13 protein-coding genes and 1 tRNA gene are annotated in these 16,154 nt (G+C 60.4%); 7 read left to right on the plus strand and 7 right to left on the minus strand.

The annotated features are described in order from the left end of the window. Positions 1–113 precede the first annotated feature (113 nt). A complete protein-coding gene (gene miaA, locus MUN80_RS20840; protein ID WP_244715958.1) occupies positions 114–1,016 on the minus strand; it encodes a tRNA (adenosine(37)-N6)-dimethylallyltransferase MiaA in 903 nt (300 codons plus the stop codon). Next, positions 1,013–2,146: a glycosyltransferase gene (locus MUN80_RS20845; protein WP_244715960.1), complete on the minus strand. Its 1,134-nt coding sequence runs from the start codon at positions 2,144–2,146 to the stop codon at positions 1,013–1,015. Before MUN80_RS20845 ends, miaA begins: the two co-directional genes overlap by 4 nt. Before the next feature lie 146 nt (positions 2,147–2,292). On the opposite strand from MUN80_RS20845, the gene MUN80_RS20850 reads away from it, so the two are divergent. From MUN80_RS20850 to MUN80_RS20860, 3 genes are all read left to right on the plus strand, one after another. Beyond that, positions 2,293–6,396 carry a PAS domain S-box protein gene (locus MUN80_RS20850; protein ID WP_244715962.1) on the plus strand — a complete coding sequence of 1,368 codons (4,104 nt, stop codon included), beginning with the start codon at positions 2,293–2,295 and terminating at the stop codon, positions 6,394–6,396. Positions 6,397–6,456: 60 nt separating this feature from the next. Next, positions 6,457–6,834: a response regulator gene (locus MUN80_RS20855; RefSeq protein ID WP_244715964.1), complete on the plus strand. Its 378-nt coding sequence runs from the start codon at positions 6,457–6,459 to the stop codon at positions 6,832–6,834. A 107-nt stretch (positions 6,835–6,941) separates the two neighbouring features. Continuing rightward, positions 6,942–7,709, plus strand: a complete 768-nt coding sequence (locus MUN80_RS20860; protein WP_244715965.1) for an MBL fold metallo-hydrolase — start codon at positions 6,942–6,944, stop codon at positions 7,707–7,709. Between the two features lie 126 nt (positions 7,710–7,835). Here the strand turns inward: MUN80_RS20860 and MUN80_RS20865 are convergent, their stop codons facing one another. Further along, on the minus strand, positions 7,836–8,315 hold the full coding sequence (locus MUN80_RS20865; RefSeq protein ID WP_244715966.1) for a hypothetical protein: 480 nt from the start codon (positions 8,313–8,315) through the stop codon (positions 7,836–7,838). A 147-nt stretch (positions 8,316–8,462) separates the two neighbouring features. On the opposite strand from MUN80_RS20865, the gene MUN80_RS20870 reads away from it, so the two are divergent. Further along, entirely contained in the window at positions 8,463–10,010 is a 1,548-nt protein-coding gene (locus MUN80_RS20870) for an NFACT RNA binding domain-containing protein (RefSeq protein WP_244715967.1), read from the plus strand. A gap of 90 nt (positions 10,011–10,100) precedes the next feature. On the opposite strand, the gene MUN80_RS20875 is transcribed toward MUN80_RS20870, so the two are convergent. Beyond that, positions 10,101–10,182: transfer RNA gene (locus MUN80_RS20875), tRNA-Leu, on the minus strand. A gap of 317 nt (positions 10,183–10,499) precedes the next feature. Beyond that, entirely contained in the window at positions 10,500–11,189 is a 690-nt protein-coding gene (locus MUN80_RS20880) for a Dps family protein (protein WP_244715968.1), read from the minus strand. Positions 11,190–11,362: 173 nt separating this feature from the next. Here MUN80_RS20880 and MUN80_RS20885 point away from each other — a divergent pair, with 173 nt between their 5' ends. Beyond that, the gene (locus tag MUN80_RS20885; protein ID WP_244715969.1) at positions 11,363–12,079 is read left to right on the plus strand and encodes a VIT1/CCC1 transporter family protein; all 717 of its coding nucleotides are present in this window, start codon (positions 11,363–11,365) and stop codon (positions 12,077–12,079) included. Positions 12,080–12,176: 97 nt separating this feature from the next. Here MUN80_RS20885 and MUN80_RS20890 read toward each other — a convergent pair whose 3' ends face one another. Next, the gene (locus MUN80_RS20890; RefSeq protein WP_244715970.1) at positions 12,177–13,757 is read right to left on the minus strand and encodes a hypothetical protein; all 1,581 of its coding nucleotides are present in this window, start codon (positions 13,755–13,757) and stop codon (positions 12,177–12,179) included. Positions 13,758–13,955: 198 nt separating this feature from the next. On the opposite strand from MUN80_RS20890, the gene MUN80_RS20895 reads away from it, so the two are divergent. Beyond that, positions 13,956–14,492 (plus strand): MOSC domain-containing protein, encoded by a 537-nt coding sequence (locus MUN80_RS20895; protein WP_244715971.1) that lies wholly within the window; start codon positions 13,956–13,958, stop codon positions 14,490–14,492. A gap of 129 nt (positions 14,493–14,621) precedes the next feature. Then, positions 14,622–15,227: a TetR/AcrR family transcriptional regulator gene (locus tag MUN80_RS20900; RefSeq protein WP_244715972.1), complete on the plus strand. Its 606-nt coding sequence runs from the start codon at positions 14,622–14,624 to the stop codon at positions 15,225–15,227. 76 nt (positions 15,228–15,303) lie between these two features. On the opposite strand, the gene MUN80_RS20905 is transcribed toward MUN80_RS20900, so the two are convergent. Next, entirely contained in the window at positions 15,304–16,146 is an 843-nt protein-coding gene (locus tag MUN80_RS20905) for a sulfurtransferase (protein WP_244715973.1), read from the minus strand. Positions 16,147–16,154: the final 8 nt, after the last annotated feature.

Below are 16,154 nucleotides of genomic sequence, written 5' to 3' on the forward strand. Positions count from 1 at the left end.
CAGGAAAGGGCTTTCTGCTTTAGAAAACTCAGCACATTTCAGCGAACGGATGACTTCAGCCGGAGGCTACCCAAGGCCCCGTTTTTAACTCGCTCATTCACTCATCCACTCATTCACAGTTTCACCGCCTCCGGGTGCACCCATTGATATTCCGCGTCGCGGCGGAGCCAGGTGAGTTGGCGTTTGGCGTAATGGCGGGTGTTGCGCTTGAGCAGGCGAACGGCTTCGGGCCAGTCGTAGAGGCCGTCGAGGTAGCCAAAGATTTCCTGGTAGCCCACGGTTTGCAGGGCGTTGTGGTGGCGGTATGGCAGCAGCCCAGTGGCCTCGGCCAGCAGGCCCGCTTCCAGCATCTGGTCTACCCGCAGGTCGATGCGCTGGTAGAGTTCTTCCCGGTCCCGGTTGAGGGCAATTTTCACGGTTTGAAAGGGTCGCTCTTTGGCTACTTTCGGGGTGTGGAAGCTGGAAAACGGCTGCCCGGTGCTGCGCGTCACTTCCAGGGCCCGCACCACGCGCTGGTGGTTTTGCCGGTCGATGCGAGCGTAAGTGACCGGGTCGAGGCGCTCCAGCTCGGCCACCAGCGGGGCCAGGCCGTGCTCGGCCAGCTCCTGCTGCAGGGCGGCACGCACCGTGAGGTCGGCCAGGGGCATTTCGTCCAGGCCTTCCGTTACGGCCTGCAGGTAAAGGCCCGAGCCGCCGGTCAGAATTACCACGCGGTGTTTCTCAAACAGCTTGTCGAGCAGGGCCAGGCAGTCGGCTTCGAAACGGCCGGCGTTGTAGTCTTCAGTAATGCTGTGCGAGTTGATGAAGTGGTGGGTGACGCCCTGCATTTCGGCCGGCGTAGGCTTGGCCGTGCCAATGCTCAGCTCCCGGAAAAACTGGCGCGAGTCGGCCGAAATAATGTCGGTTTGATAGTATTGGGCCAGCTGTACGCACAGGGCCGTTTTGCCCACGGCCGTGGGGCCCGAAATAACCAGCAAAGTAGGATGTTGCGGCGCCGGGCCGGGAAGCAGATTCATGCGGAAACAGAAACAGGTTGGGAAGCCCACAGGGCTTGGTAGAGAGCTACGAGGTGCTGCTCCTCGCGCTGCCAGTTAAACTCCTGCCGGGCCCGGCGGCAGTTCAGGGCCAGTTCGTAGTAGCGGGCCGGGTTCTGGTGCAACAAGCCGTTCAGCGCCGCCGCAATGGAAGCCGGAGTCAGCTCTACCACTTCGGCCACTTCATATTGCTCGTTGAGGTGGCGGTACTCGGGAAAGTCCACGATGAGCTGCGGAATCCCGGCGTGCAGGTAGTCGAAAAACTTGTTGGCCAGGGAGTAGTAGTAGCTCAGGCCCTGGTTTTCGAGCAGCATAATACCCACCGTAGCCTGACTGGTAATTTCGCGCAGCTCGGCCGGCAACACGAAGCCGCGGAAGTCAACCTTCCCCGAATCGAGCAGGCCCAGGGCGGCGGCCCGCTCCCGCAGCGCCTGCGACAAGTCGCCTTCCCCGCAAATGACCAGCCGGCCCGGCACCTGGGGCATGGCGTCGAGCAGGGCTTCCAGGCCGCGCCCGGCGTTCAGCGCGCCCTGGTAGAGTATGTAGCCGCCAGCGGGCGCCGTGGTGGGCGCGGGCGGCAGCTCAGCCGGCGTGAGGCGGCTAATATTGCGCACTACCTTGAAAGGCTTGGCGTAGCGCTGCTCAAACACCTGGGCCAAAGCTGGGCCCACGGTGTAGGCCAACGTGGCGCGGGGCACAATAAAGCGCTCCACGGCCCGCCACAGGCGCTGCACGGCCGGCCGGGCTACCACTTCAGGCACTTCCGTAAACAGCTCGTGGGCATCGTAGATGAAGGGCTGGCCGCCAAACCGGGCCCGCAGCCACACCGGCAAAGCGGTGTCCAGGTCGATGGCGCACCAGGCCGCGGCTCGCTGCCCGAACAGGTAGAGCAGTAGGCGCAGGTTAAATTCGAGGTAAAACAGTTTGCCTTTATTCTGCCAGCAACGTAATCGGTGTTGCCGGTAGGGCTGCGGCGTCAAGGGGCGGGAAGTGGGCCACTCCCTTCCCACCAGCAGCACGTCGTAGCCGTGCCGGGCCAGGCTGCCGCAAATTCGCTGCATGCGCTGGTCGTAATTTAAATCGGTGGTAACGGTGAAGATAAGGGTGCGCATACGGGGAAGCAGCGGCGGGAAGCGCGCAGGAATCTGCCGCGGAAACGCGCTATCTGGGATATTTTTGACAAATTTAAGGAGTTAAAACTCGCGTACTGGTCAAAAGGGGCAGACCATGCTTCCCCGCCGACCGCCTACTCTACCCGATGTCGACTAATCCTGTACCACCGGCTGACGCTGCAGCACCGGGAACCGTAGCGGCCCCAGCCGCCGACTTCTACCGCGCCCTGTTCGAGGAAGCCTACGACGCCATCCTGCTCTACGACGAGCAGGGCGGGCTGGTCGATTGTAACCAAACCGCTCTGCGCCTGCTAGGCACTACCCGCGCCGAGCTGCTGGCGACCGGCCTGATGGCCTTCGCCGCCCCGCAGCCGACCGCTGGCTCCTGGTCCTCGAAAGAGGCGCTACGCACGGCGGTGCAGGATGCAGCCCGCACCGGCTCCCGCTGCGCCACGCGCTGGACGGGGCGCCGGGCCGATGGCACGTATGTAGAGGCCACGGCCACCCTGCACCGTGTGGCCACTCCCGACGGCGAAGCGCGGGTGCAGCTGACCCTGCGCGACGGGGTGGAAACGCGGCTCCCGAACGACACCATGCCCCGGCAGCAGGCCCTGGATTTGTCGCAGGCCCACCTGCGGGATTTGCTCAGTCGCACCAATCTGAGCTACGTGCGGGCCGACCGGCACGGTACTATCGAGGACGTCAACGACTTTTTTCTGCACTACACCGAGTACACCCGCGAGGAAGTGCTGGGGCGCAATTTTCATGATACCTTCTCTTTGCCGGTCGAGCGCGAAAAGCTGCGCCAGGCGTACTTAGCCTGCATCGAAACCGAGAAGCTGCAGGATTTCTACGAGCGCGCCATTGTGACCAAATCCGGGCAGACGCGCATGGTGTACTGGCACGCCGAGTTTTGCCACGATCTGGAGGGCCAGGTTACCGGCATGTTTGTGGTGGGCCGCGACTACACCGACCGTCACGTGGCGGCCCGGGCCCTGACCGACAACCGCCACCGCCTACAGGACTTTCTGGACAATGCCCACGACCTGATTCAGAACCTGAGCATCGACAACCGCTTTCTGTTCGTGAACAAGGCCTGGAAGGAAAAACTGGGCTTCAGCGACGAAGACTTGGCCCAGATGACCCTTGGCGACGTGGTGCACCCCTACTACAAGGCTAAGCTGCTCTACCAGCTGCGCAACCTGTATAAGGGTGAGAAAGTCAACAAGCTCGAAACCGTTTTCCTGACCAAAACCGGCAAGCCGATTCACCTCATTGGCTCGATTTCGTGTTCCTGGCAGGACGATGAGCCGGTAAGCACCCGCGCCATCCTGCACGACATTACCGACCGCATCAAGGCCGAGCGCCTGCAGAAGGTATACTACAGCATTGCCAACCTGGCCATCAGCTCCAAGGACTTACAGTCGCTCTACGGGGCTATTCACCGGGAGCTGAGCAAGATTATCGAAACCAATAACTTCTACATTGCCCTCTGCGACGACGCACGCACCCAGCTGCAGTTCAGCTACTTCGTCGACCAGAACATTCAGGGCGAGCAGGGGCTGGTGTCGCGGCCGTTTTCGTCGGGGGTGTCGGAGTACATCATCCGCACCGGGCGGCCGATGTTCATGCTCAAGTCGGAGCTGCAGGAGCTCATTGCCAACGGCACCATTACGGCCTTCGGGCTGATGCCGGAAGTCATGCTGTGCTCGCCGCTGAGCATTGGGGAGCGGATTATCGGCGTCATTGCCGTGCAGGACTACCACAAGGCCGATGCCTACGCCGCAGCCGATATTGAGATTCTGCACTTCATTTCCAACCAAGTGGCGCTGGCCATTGAGCGCAAGCGCAATGAGGTCCAGATCAACAAGCAAAACGCCCGCCTAAACGCCATTTTCGAGAGCGGCTCCCACCTGATGTGGTCCGTGGACATGCACTCCCGCCTCACGTCATTCAACCGCAACTACTCGGCCTATTTCCTGCGCCGCAACGGGGTGTATCCGTCGCTGAACGTGAACCTCTGGCAGGCCGACCTGGGCATGATGGAGGAAGACGCCCGCGAAGCATTTATCGAGAACTACCGCCGGGCGTTTCAGGGCCAGCCCCAGCGCTTCGAGGTGCGCCTGCGCGACTCCCGCGGCCAGGATACCTGGCGGGAAATCTACCTCAACCCGATTTACCTCGACGACGGCACGTTCGAGGAAATTTCGGGCATGGCCCACGACATCACCGAGAAAAAACGCTCTCAGCTGGAGCTGGCGGCCCAGGAAGAGAAGTTCCGGGCCATCTTCGAGTCGTTCCAGGACGTGTACTACCGCACCGATGGTGAGGGCGTGCTCACGCTGGTCAGCCCCTCGGTACACGACATGCTGGGCTACCAACCCGAGGAAGTTATTGGGACGCCCATCCTGGACTATTACGTGCGGCCCGAGCAGCGCGACGAGCTGCTAAATAACATTCTGCACTACGGCGAGGCGCGCAACATCGAAATCGACATGCGCCACAAGGACGGGCACGCGGTGAGCGTGCTGGTAAATGCACGGCGGGTGAGCGACGGACCGGCCGGCACCGAAGGCATTGGGCGCGACATCACCGAGTTCAAGCAGATGCAGGACGATCTGCGCCTGGCCAAGGAGGAGGCCGAAACCGCTCTGGAAGCTAAAACGCAGTTCCTGGCCAACATGAGCCACGAGCTACGTACGCCCATGAACGGCATTATCGGCATGATTGACCTGCTGCACCAAACTGTGGCCTCGGAAGAGCAGGAAGAGTACGTGGACACGCTGCGCAAGTCGAGCGACGCGCTGCTGACCATTCTGAACGACATTCTGGACCTGTCCAAGATTCAGGCCGGCAAGCTGCAGCTCAACGAGTCGGGCATCGACCTGCACTACACCTTGGACAAGATTCACTCCTTGTTTGCCAACCGCGCCAACCAGAAAAAGCTCAAGTTCACCTACTTCATCACGCCCCACACCCCGCGCTTCATTATCACCGACGAAACTCGGGTGTTGCAGATTCTCTCGAACCTGACCTCCAACGCCATCAAGTTTACGTCGGCGGGCACGGTCAGCATCATCGTCTCGTCGGTGTCGACCGACGGCGTGGAGCATACCCTGCGCTTTGCCGTGCAGGACTCTGGCATCGGCATCTCGCCGGCCAACGCCAAGCTGCTCTTTACCAACTTCACCCAGCTCGACACCACGCCCACCAAGGCCTTTGGTGGTACGGGCCTGGGTCTGGCCATCAGCAAGCAGCTGGCCGAGCTGCTGGGCGGCGAAATCGGGATGATTTCCAACACCGACGACGGCTCGACCTTCTGGTTTACGATGCGCTGCCGAGTGGCCTACAACGAAGAGGAAATCGTGCAGGAACGCGTAGCCTCGCGCGACCGGAGCCACGAAATCCTGCGCCTGGAAACGGCCCCGCGGGTGCTACTCGTCGACGACAACCCCATCAACCAGAAAGTGGCCGTGCGCCTGCTCGACAAGCTGGGCTGCCAGATCGACGTGGCCAACGACGGGTTTGAGGCCATCAGCAAGGCCACCGCGCCCACGGGTGAGTACGAGCTGATTTTTATGGACATCCAGATGCCCGAAATGGACGGCATTACGGCCATGAACGAAATCCGGCAGCGCCTGGGCCGGCAGTGCCCACCCATCGTGGCCATGACGGCCTACTCGATGAAGGAGGACGCCGAGCGGTTTGTGCAGCAGGGCATGGACGACTACATCTCCAAGCCGGTGAAGTCGCAGGACCTCTACGCCGTGCTGCTGCGCTGGACCGGGGCGGCCGAGCGCATGGCGGCCCTGCACCTCTCCGGCGCCCCCGAAACGCCGCCCGCCGTGACCGAGCCCGAAGTCTCCTACGGCGCCCCTGATCCGGAGCCGGCCCAAACAGCCGAAACCACCTTCATTGACCCCGAAGTGGTGGAACAGCTGCGGCAGCTGGGCGGGGCCGAATTTGCCGCCCAGCTCTACAGCGACTTTGAGCAGGAAGCCGGGCAGCTGCTGATCGAAGCCCAGGAATTAGTAGCCCAGAAGCAGTATGAGCAGATTCTGCCGCATTTGCACCAATTAAAGGGCACAGGCTTCACTTTGGGCATCAATGAGCTGGCCGAATGCGTGAAAAGCTTGGAACATGACCTAAAAAAGGGCCAACTTGACCACGTAGAACGAGATTTTAACACTATCATGCGGCACTTCACGGCCTTCACGCATTCGTACCAGGCTGTTACCCAGGGCTCGTAATTCCCGTAGTACTTCTTACTGACCTTTCTTCCCCCCTACCGAATCCAAACTTTCTTTCCCATGGCTGATTCCAAAACCATCCTGATAGCAGAGGATAGCTCTGTTATTTTGAACCTGACCAAAAAAATTCTGGAGCTCCAGAAATACCAAATCGTATCGGCCAAAAACGGCGGGGAAGTCATCAAGCAAGTGGAGGCCCAGCCCATCGACTGCGTGCTGATGGACATCAACATCCCGGTAAAGGACGGCATGGAGTGCACCCGCGAAATCCGCCGCAACGCTGACCCGCGCATCGCCCAGATTCCGATTATTGCCATCACCGGCAACGCCAACAACTACTCCATGGAGCAGTTCCGCGAAGCCGGCGTTACCGACTACCTGCCCAAACCTCTGGACTTCGACGCCCTGGTGCGCGTGGTAAAGCAGTACGTTGGCTAGAGTAGAAATTCTGAAGGATGAATGTTGACGTATGAATTGAAACCCTACTAGCTTTCGTTGAACGGCCAATTCATACGTCAACATTCATTATTCAACCTTATACCAAAGTGCAAGTTACTTTTCTCGGTACGGGAACGTCGCAGGGAGTGCCTATGATTGGGTGCCACTGCCCAGTGTGTACTTCCGTGGACTACCGCGACAAGCGCCTGCGCGTGTCGGTACACGTGCAAACCCAGGGCAAAAGCCTGATTATCGACTCGGGACCGGACTTCCGCCAGCAAGTGCTACGGGCCCGCATCGACCATCTGGATGCGTTGATGTTTACCCACGAGCATAAGGACCACACGGCCGGCATGGACGACATCCGGGCCTATAACTTCAAGCAGCAGCAGGACATGCCCGTGTACGCCGAGCCCCGGGTACTGGAGCAGCTCAAGCGCGAATACGAATACATTTTTGCCGAACACAAGTACCCAGGCGTGCCCAAGGTGCAGACCATGCCGATTCTGAGCGACACAGAAAGCTTTGTGGTGGAAGGCGTGGAAGTGCACCCCATCCGGGCCATGCACTACAAGCTGCCCGTGCTGGGCTACCGTATCGGCAATTTTACCTACATCACTGACGCCAACTACCTGTCGGAAGAGTCGCTGGAGCGGGTACGGGGCTCGGAAATCATCGTGCTGAATGCTCTGCGCCACGAGCAGCACATTTCCCACTTTTCCCTGTCCGAAGCCGTGGGTATTCTAACGGATTTGGCCCCGCGTGTGGGCTACCTCACCCACATCGGGCACCAATTGGGCAAGCACCGCGAAGTGGAAGCTACCCTACCCGATTTTATCCGCTTGGCTTACGACGGGCTGCAGGTGGAGCTGTAGTATCCAGGAGCATAGCCAAATTTCACAGAAAACTGAGCCCAAACAGCGCCGGAGGCGGAGTTATAGGCTCAGTTTTGGTTTTGGCTCCTGCTTCACCCTGATGGCTTTGAGCTACTGGTTTCGACGCTATTGGGTGACTTTTGTCACGTTAAACCACAGCGCCCAATCCTCTTTAGCAGGCATCTTGCCTTTGTCCGGCTGTTTGTCAACCTCCCACACGGTGTAGGTAAGCAGGTAGCGGCAGCCGTTGGCCCGGATGCTGGTCGTGTCGAGCCAAGCGCCGCCGGGGTAACGCGGCGGCGCGTCGGGGAGGCGCAACTGCTGAGTTTGGCCCTGCCCATCGGTAATAGCCAGCAAGGGCCAGGCCGACGGCCCCACAATGCACTGCAAACCCTCAGGGCAGTACGTGGTAGTCAGGTCTTCGAGCTGAATGGTAAGCTCCCGGCTGCTGGTGCTGGGCAAAAAAGCCTGCTGACGATAATGCAGAGCAAAGTCCTTATCGAAGTCGACAGCAAAGTCGGGGGCCGGGACCTGGGGAACGACCGTCGATTTCCGGCAGGCGCCAAGGCCCAGCGCCAAGGCCAATATGAGTATTGTTGATTTCATTATGCAGGCAATAGTGACAGGTGGCAGCGGCGGCCCGCACGCAGGCCCTGTAGCGTGAGCGAAGCCCCAGGCAAATGGTTGCATGTGGCCCTCGTACTATTTGGCTTTACCTTGCGTAGCGGCACCAGGCCCGTTTTTATTTCCATCATGCACAACAATTATTATTTTCTGCGCCAGCTGGCCCCGGCTCTTACCCAGCAGTTGGCTGGCTTTCGGGTCGTAACCTGCTTTTCCCAAGAAAAAGACGAGCTGGTCATTGGTCTGACCAATGGCGAAGCCGAGTTTTGGTTCAAAACTCAGCTCTCCGCCGGTTTTACGGCCCTGGCGCTGCCTGAAACGTTTCACCGGGCCCGCACCAACTCGGTAGACCTGTTGCCCGGCTTGCTGGGCCGGGAGGTGGCCGATGTCAGCGTATTTCCCCACGACCGGGTGCTCCAACTCAACTTTCGGGACGGCGCGACGCTACAGTTCAAGCTCTACGGGCCGAGGCCCAACGCCGTATTCCGGGCCGCCCCCGAAGCCACGGCCGAGCTGTTTCACCAGCGCTACCTGGCTGATGCCGACCTGGCCCCCGCCCCCGAGCCCCTCCCCGACCCGCATAACCCGCTGCGCAGCTACCCGGCCCTGGGCGACGTGCCCCCACGCTACTTACGCGCCCACGGCTACGACGCAGCTGATGCAGCCACTCGCCAGCAGTTGGTGCAGGAAGTAGTGGCCCGGCTCGAAAACCCGCCCCACTTTTACCTGACCGCCATTGAGGGCAAAACCCGCCTGACGTTGCTGCCCGTCGGCGACGTGGAGCAGACCCTGGCTCCCAACCCGGTAGCGGCCCTGCGCTTGTTTGTGCCGCTAACGCTGGGCCGCCGGGCCTACGAAAACGAGCTGCGGCAGGTGCGGCAGGAACTGGAAAAGCGGGCCGAGGAAGCTACCATCAGCGCCAGCCAGGCCCGTACCCGCCTTTACGCCCTGGAGCACACGGCCGGCTACCGCCAAACCGCCGACCTGATTATGGCCAACCTGACCAATATTCCGGCCGGGGCCGCCCAGGTGGAAGTCGTGGATTTTTACCAGGACAACCAGCTGCGCACCATCAAGCTCAAGACGACGGAAACGCCCCAGCGCACGGCCCAAAACCTGTACCGCAAGGCCAAAAACCAGAAGATTGAAACCGAGCAGCTGCAGGAGCGCATCGAGCGGCGCGAAACCGAAGCCCTCTGGTGCCTGGAGCGCCTGGAGGAACTGGCCGCCATTACCGACCTGCGCACGTTGCGCACCTGGCGCAAAACCCACGACCTGCAGCCCGAAACCAAGGCTAAGGAAGCCGCCGAGCTTCCCTTCAAGGTGTTTACCGACAGCGGTTACACCATTCTGGTGGGCCGCAACGCCCAAAATAACGACCTGCTTACTCAGCGCTATGCCCACAAGGACGACTTGTGGCTGCACGCCAAGGACGTAACCGGCTCTCACGTGGTCATCAAGCAGAAAGCCGGCCACACCACGCCCGAGCCGGTCGTGGAGCGGGCGGCCCAGCTGGCGGCTTGGTACTCGCGCCGCAAAAACGATTCGCTCTGCCCCGTGACCGTGACGCCCAAAAAGTTTGTGCGCAAGCGCAAGGGCGCGGTGGCCGGGCAGGTAGTGGTGGAGCGGGAACGGGTGGTGCTGGTTGTGCCGGCCAATCCGTTTGAGCGGGTGTAAGTCGGCAAGTCACTCTGTTTTCAGCGACTAAATTAGCCCTAAAAGCAAAACCGGCCGGCTCCTGGAAAAGGAACCGGCCGGTTGGCGTTGTGCGCGCGGGGAGATTCGAACTCCCACACCCGAAGGCACCACCCCCTCAAGATGGCGTGTCTACCAGTTTCACCACGTGCGCAGAGGAAAAAAAGCGGTACTCACTTGCAGCAGCCCCGGGCTGCTGACTTCGCTGAGGCGGCGAAGTGGGGACAAAAGTAGCCGGTTAGGCCAAACGGTGCAAGTAGGCGAGTGTTTTTTCTGGTAAAAAGAACCTCTTACCACCTTAACACCCCGCTGATGAACTAATACTCAGGGACAAAGACTGGAAATAAATTTTACTTTTTCTTTCTACCGGAACCCTACAGCCGTCTTTGGGGCTCTCTCCAGACTGCTACAAAACTAAAAGCCCGCCATCCGGAACGGACAGCGGGCTTTTGTTTGGCAGAGCCGGTGAGCCTACTCGGCGCGGGCCAGGGGCGTATCGACTACGTGCTCGGAGATGAACCACACCTGCATTTCGTTGGCGCGTAGCACTTCGCTTACCAGCAAATCGTTGGTGCCGTCGTCGCCGCTGTCATCAGCCTGCTTAGCAAAATCGTGGCAGTTCTTGAGAATGATCTGGTGGGCTTCCAACAATCGCGACACCTGGATGGGAGCTTCTTCCCGGTCGCGCGGGGGGCGCGGAATGCTGGCCAGTTCGGCCACATCGTGGGCCATAGCCACTGCTACGCCACCTAGAATCTGGATGCGTTCGGCAATGGTATCGACCAGTACGCTTTGCTCCTCATAATGCTTGTCGTAGAGCAGGTGCAGCTGGTAGAAGGTAGGGCCTACTACCTGCCAGTGGTGTTTTTTGTAAAGGTCACGCAGCGTAATGGTGTCGGCCAACATCTGGTTGAGGTTGTTTACGCTTTCCTGGCGGGTCTTTTCATCGAGCCCGATAGGCAGGCGCTGCGACACGGTGCCGTACTTCTGAAGCGGAGCCGGGGCGTTGAACTGCTGGTTGAGGACGGGCTGCACACTGGGCACAGCCTGGCCGTTACCGTTGCTGGCGGCAGCACCAGTTGAGGCCGTAGGAGAAGCTTTGGGGGCAGCGGCAGCTTTGGCAGCAGCGGGCTTTTTGGTGATGGTGTCTTTGGTAGCCATTGGTAGAGTAGCGGAAAATGATTGGCAGCCGGAGGGGCCACTGCAAGGCTTTACGCGGGATGCGGCGCTAGGTTCCGGGTTTTGTGGCCCAGTTCAGGCTCAACCGTAGCCCCAGACCCGAATCCGGGCTTAACTTCACCCCCTGAATCTGGCTATTTCAGTTATTGAGGACTATGGCACCGCCCGCTCATTCTCACCCGCATCCGCATCCGGAAGACCACCTGACCAGCTCGGCCATGCTGCAGGACATTGTGATTGGCCTCTCGGATGGCCTGACCGTACCGTTTGCCCTGGCCGCGGGCCTGAGCGGGGCCGTGCAGTCGTCGGCGCTGGTCATTACGGCCGGGCTGGCTGAAATTGTGGCTGGCTCCATTGCTATGGGACTGGGCGGCTACCTGGCGGGCCGCACCGAGGTGGAACACTACGAGGCCGAACTGGCCCGGGAGTACCGCGAAGTACAGGAGCTGCCCGATGTGGAGCGGGCCGAAGTGCGCGACCTGCTGGCCGAAATTGGCCTCTCGGAAGCCACCCGGGAATTGGCCGTGCAGGAGCTCACCGCCGACCCCGGGCAGTGGGTCAAGTTTATGATGAAGTACGAGCTGGGCCTGGAAAAGCCCGACCCGCGCCAGGCCCCGAAAAGCGCTGCTACTATTAGTCTGGCCTATGCCGCAGGCGGTCTGATTCCACTGAGCGCCTATTTCCTGACCAGCACGCCCACCGAGGGCCTACTGTGGTCGGCTGTGATTACGCTGGTGTGTCTGCTGCTATTTGGCTATTTGAAAAGCCGGCTCACCGGGCAGCCGCCCATCACCGGGGCCCTGAAAATGGCCGGTATCGGGGCCCTGGCGGCCGGCGCTGCCTTCTTCGTAGCCCGGCAGTTTAGCGAGTAAACCGCGGGCTGACCACAAAAAAGCCGAACCCTGAGTAGGGTCCGGCTTTTTTCAAGAGGTGTAATGCGTTACTCGGCGTCGGTGCGAAGCAGGTGGGCTATCTGCCGGCCATCGGCGGTGCGGGCCAAGTATAGGCCAGCCGGAACGTTGGCCGCAGGGCGCCACTGCACCTGCCCGAAGGCAGACTCTGCAGCGTGGCAACCTGACGGCCCAACTGGTCGAATACCAACACTGGCCGTATCCCGGGCTGGGCCAACGTAAAGCTCACCTGGGCTTGAAACGGCGTGGGCACAGCCGCCACGGCGATGGCCGCCTTGGCCGATTGGGTGGCCAGTGCGGGGCTGCTCACGCGGAAGGTCAGGGTCTGAGTTTGTATGCCCTTGATGGGGCAGTTGCTGTCGGAGGTAGTTACGGTGCAGTAGTAGAGGCCGGGGCTCAGGCTCAGCGGCGGAATCCAGTCAATCTGGACTGTGGGGCTCACGCTGGGCGGCGCGGACGTAAACTCGGAGTTGGGCAACACTTGCTCCACGTTGCTGGACATGGTCAGAACCTGGCCCGAATTGACATCCGTACCGCGCAAACGCACGCTCACCAATTGCCCGGCTACCACCGGAATAACATCCGTTACGGGCTGGGTTGCGGGGCTGTTGTTCACCGTAATCGGGGCAATAACCGGGTTCTGGTTGTTGCCGCAGTCAACGACGGTAAACAGCATGTCGCGGCGGATGCTACCCACCAGCGTAACCACTTGCCGGCCCTGACTATTAATGCTGCGGCGGTATTCCGATACTTTCACAGCAACCACGTTCTTGTTATCGGGGCTGTTCACCGCGGAGTTGTACAGCGCTGGACGCATGGTAATAGCCCCGTTGGCGCGGTTAAAATCAAAGTAGGGCTGAATCTGCCGCAGCGGGCAGGCTCCGGTCACGTTGAACGACATCAGCGGAAACGTGGGCGAATACGTGGTGGCCGGGACTGCCGTATAGCACGTCGGGTCCGCGGGGTCCACAAGGGTGGCACTGGCGAACGACTTGTAGGTTATCGGCTCGGAGCAGCCCAGCAGCGGCGCCACCAGCTCGTACGTCAGGGAGTCGCCGTCAGGGTCCGTGGCCTGTTCACTGAAGGTAGTCGGCAGGTTCCAGCCCACGAACGACACAACCTGGGATGTGCTGCTAAACACCGGCGAGGCGTTTACAATACCGTTGCGGTTGTCGAGCGTGGCTTCCGTATATATATCCCCGCTGCCCGCATTCACGTTGCCAAGTGTAGGGCGGGCGTTGAGCGTCACGCTGAGCGTCCACTGCCCGGCTGGCAGCGTAATGGTGGTTTCGAACAGACCGGTTTCATAATTGGTCGGCAATCCTGAGCCGCAGGGAGCGCCAACGGTGCTGCAGTAATCGTTCCCGATGTGATAAGAGCCGCTGACCAGCGTCATAGCCAGATCTGAGCCCGGCGTGGTGCTACAGGCGGTGGTCCGATACACCAGCCGGGGGTTAATGGAATTAAACAAGGCCCCACCACAGTCGCGGTACACCCGAAAGTAGACTTTGTACTGGCTACCACCCAGGGGCAGGTAGGAAATTTCGGCGGCCTGAATGTGAGATGCCTGCGCGCTGGATGTGGCCAACAGCCCCAGTAGCAGCAGCAAGGCGGAGATAAAGAGTAGAGGTTGCTTCATAAGTAACTTGCAGAAAGTGAAGGGCTAAAACAAAGGCCACATAGTTAAGCAAAAGCTCATTGATTTTAGGACAATAGCTATATTTTGTTCTTCTATTGTTCAGAATCCCTGCTCTGGTCCAGCACTGGACTGCGGCCAGACGTACTGGTTTGTTTCTACCTTCGTAGCCCCAGGTGTTTTCCCCAATCCTTCCCTCCCATGGCCTTCCCCTTCTTCGGCGACGACAAATCGAAAATTGCGCAAATGCTGGCCACCCTGCCCCAGCAGGGCCGCGTCGAGTGGATTGGCATCCGGCCAGTACGGCGCGAGCCGCTGCTGAGCTTGTCTGAGGTGGAGGTGCTGACCGATGCCCGCCTGCAGGGCGACCATGCCCGGGTGAAAACCGGGGGTAAGCGGCAGGTAACCTTGATTCAGCATGAGCACCTGCACGCCGTGGCGGGCTTTCTGGGTCGGGAGCAGCCCGTGGACCCCGGCCGACTGCGGCGCAATCTGGTGGTCAGCGGCCTGAACCTGCTGGCGCTGAAAAACCGCCGCGTGCAGCTGGGCGAGGAAGTTATTCTGGAAATTACCGGGGAGTGCCACCCCTGCTCCCGCATGGAGGAAGAGCTGGGGCCCGGTGGCTACAACGCCATGCGGGGCCACGGCGGCCTCACGGCCCGCATCATTCAGGGTGGAATCCTGCGCGTGGGCGACACGGTTCGGGTACTGCCCGCTGAAACACCGGTTGCCAGCTAACACGCCAACTTATTGCACTACAGTGCATTATCATTTTCTTGCAGAAAGCACGCACTCTACCTTTCAAATTTTCAAACAATCTTACCTATTGTTTGAATGTATGAATACCTATGCTACATTTGTCATATCATGACAGGCAAACGGGACGACAAGCGTAATCAGATTCTGCAGGCAGCAACGCAGTGCTTCAGCCGCTTCGGCTACGACAAGACTACTCTGCAGGACATCGGCGATGCGGCTCGACTCAACAAAGCGTCGCTGTACTATTACTATAAAAACAAGGAAGACCTCTTCATCCAGGTGGTGCTGCGCGAGGCCGAGCGCTACCTCAGTGACCTGCAGGATCAAGTGCAGCCCCTGACCCGGGCCGCCGATAAAATCCTGGCCTACCTCACCGGTCGCCTCGATTACTACCGCCAGGTGCTGAATCTGCACCAGCTCAGCATCGAGAGTTTGCAGCGCCTGGAGCCCATGTTCGACGACGTGTACCAGGCTGTGCGCGAGCAGGAGCTAGCCTTTCTCAGCCAGCTCCTGCAGGAGGGTGTCACAGACCGGGAGTTTTTGAAGCTGCAGCCCGAGCGGGCCGCCGATGCCCTGCTGGCCGTAGCCGACGGCATCAAGCACGAGGCTGTGCAACGCTCCCGCACCCGCTTTGCCCAGGAAGTGGACTATGCCCCAATACAGGAAAAAATGACGTATACCCTAACGCTGCTGCTCAACGGCTTACGGAAGTAGTTGTCAGTTGTAAGTTGTTAGGAGCAGGCGTCAGCCCGAACGAACAACTGACAACGAACAACCAGCAACTACTAGCTTATTCCTCCCCGGTGGCCTGGGGGAAATCGTTGCGGGACCATTCGCTCCAGGAGCCCACGTAGAGGCGGGGAATAGGTAGGCCGGCCTGGTCGAAGGCCAGCAGGGTGTGGCAGGCCGTGACGCCTGAGCCGCAGTGCACGATAACCTGCTCGGCGGGGCGTCCGTCCAGCACAGCTTCGTATTTCTGGCGCAGCTCAGCGGCGGGCAAATACTGCCCCGCAGCATCAAGGTTACCGGCGAAGGGCACATTGCGGGCCCCGGGAATATGACCGGCCACCAAGTCGATGGGCTCGGTTTCGCCGCGGTAGCGCGGGGCTTCACGCACGTCGATAATCAGGGCCGAGCCGGTTTCGGACGCTTCCTGCACCTTGGCCGTGGGTGCCAGGGGCAGCTGCCAGCCAGTCAGCGGGTAAGGTGATACGGGACTCGACTGCTCCACAGCATCGGTCAGAGCCAGGCCGGCGGCCTGGGCCGCCGAAAGGCCGCCGTCGAGGACCTGCACGGCCGCGTGGCCAGCGCTCCGCAGCATCCACCAGGTGCGGGCCGCGGCGTTGGCCCCGCTTTTATCATCGTACACCACCACGGGCGTTTCGGGGCTTATGCCCAGACAGCCCAGCAGGTGGGAAAAATCCCGGACTGGAGGCAGCGGATGGCGCCCGCCCTGGGCAGCATTGTCGGTGGGGTGGGCCAGATCCCGCTCCAGATCCACGAACAAGGCCCCAGGCAAGTGGGCCGCCTGGTACCGGGCCCGGGCGTCGGGGCCCGAGCGGGCATCGAGCAGCACGAGTGGCTCGGTGGCAAGACGGTGCGAGAGTTCTGAGGCGGAAATCAGGGGCTGCATGGCTGGTA

Origin of the sequence: Hymenobacter cellulosivorans (assembly GCF_022919135.1) — a bacterium.
In the GTDB taxonomy this organism is placed as follows: domain Bacteria; phylum Bacteroidota; class Bacteroidia; order Cytophagales; family Hymenobacteraceae; genus Hymenobacter; species Hymenobacter cellulosivorans.

What these genes read in the sequence shown, in the direction of transcription:
- MUN80_RS20845 (WP_244715960.1), bottom strand. Translation starts at nt 2,146, where the DNA reads ATGCGCACCCTTATCTTCACCGTTACCACCGATTTAAATTACGACCAG.
- MUN80_RS20855 (WP_244715964.1), top strand. Translation starts at nt 6,457, where the DNA reads ATGGCTGATTCCAAAACCATCCTGATAGCAGAGGATAGCTCTGTTATT.
- MUN80_RS20900 (WP_244715972.1), top strand. Translation starts at nt 14,622, where the DNA reads ATGACAGGCAAACGGGACGACAAGCGTAATCAGATTCTGCAGGCAGCA.
- MUN80_RS20865 (WP_244715966.1), bottom strand. Translation starts at nt 8,315, where the DNA reads ATGAAATCAACAATACTCATATTGGCCTTGGCGCTGGGCCTTGGCGCC.
- MUN80_RS20850 (WP_244715962.1), top strand. Translation starts at nt 2,293, where the DNA reads ATGTCGACTAATCCTGTACCACCGGCTGACGCTGCAGCACCGGGAACC.
- MUN80_RS20890 (WP_244715970.1), bottom strand. Translation starts at nt 13,757, where the DNA reads ATGAAGCAACCTCTACTCTTTATCTCCGCCTTGCTGCTGCTACTGGGG.
- MUN80_RS20880 (WP_244715968.1), bottom strand. Translation starts at nt 11,189, where the DNA reads ATGGCTACCAAAGACACCATCACCAAAAAGCCCGCTGCTGCCAAAGCT.
- MUN80_RS20905 (WP_244715973.1), bottom strand. Translation starts at nt 16,146, where the DNA reads ATGCAGCCCCTGATTTCCGCCTCAGAACTCTCGCACCGTCTTGCCACC.
- miaA (WP_244715958.1), bottom strand. Translation starts at nt 1,016, where the DNA reads ATGAATCTGCTTCCCGGCCCGGCGCCGCAACATCCTACTTTGCTGGTT.
- MUN80_RS20870 (WP_244715967.1), top strand. Translation starts at nt 8,463, where the DNA reads ATGCACAACAATTATTATTTTCTGCGCCAGCTGGCCCCGGCTCTTACC.
- MUN80_RS20895 (WP_244715971.1), top strand. Translation starts at nt 13,956, where the DNA reads ATGGCCTTCCCCTTCTTCGGCGACGACAAATCGAAAATTGCGCAAATG.
- MUN80_RS20885 (WP_244715969.1), top strand. Translation starts at nt 11,363, where the DNA reads ATGGCACCGCCCGCTCATTCTCACCCGCATCCGCATCCGGAAGACCAC.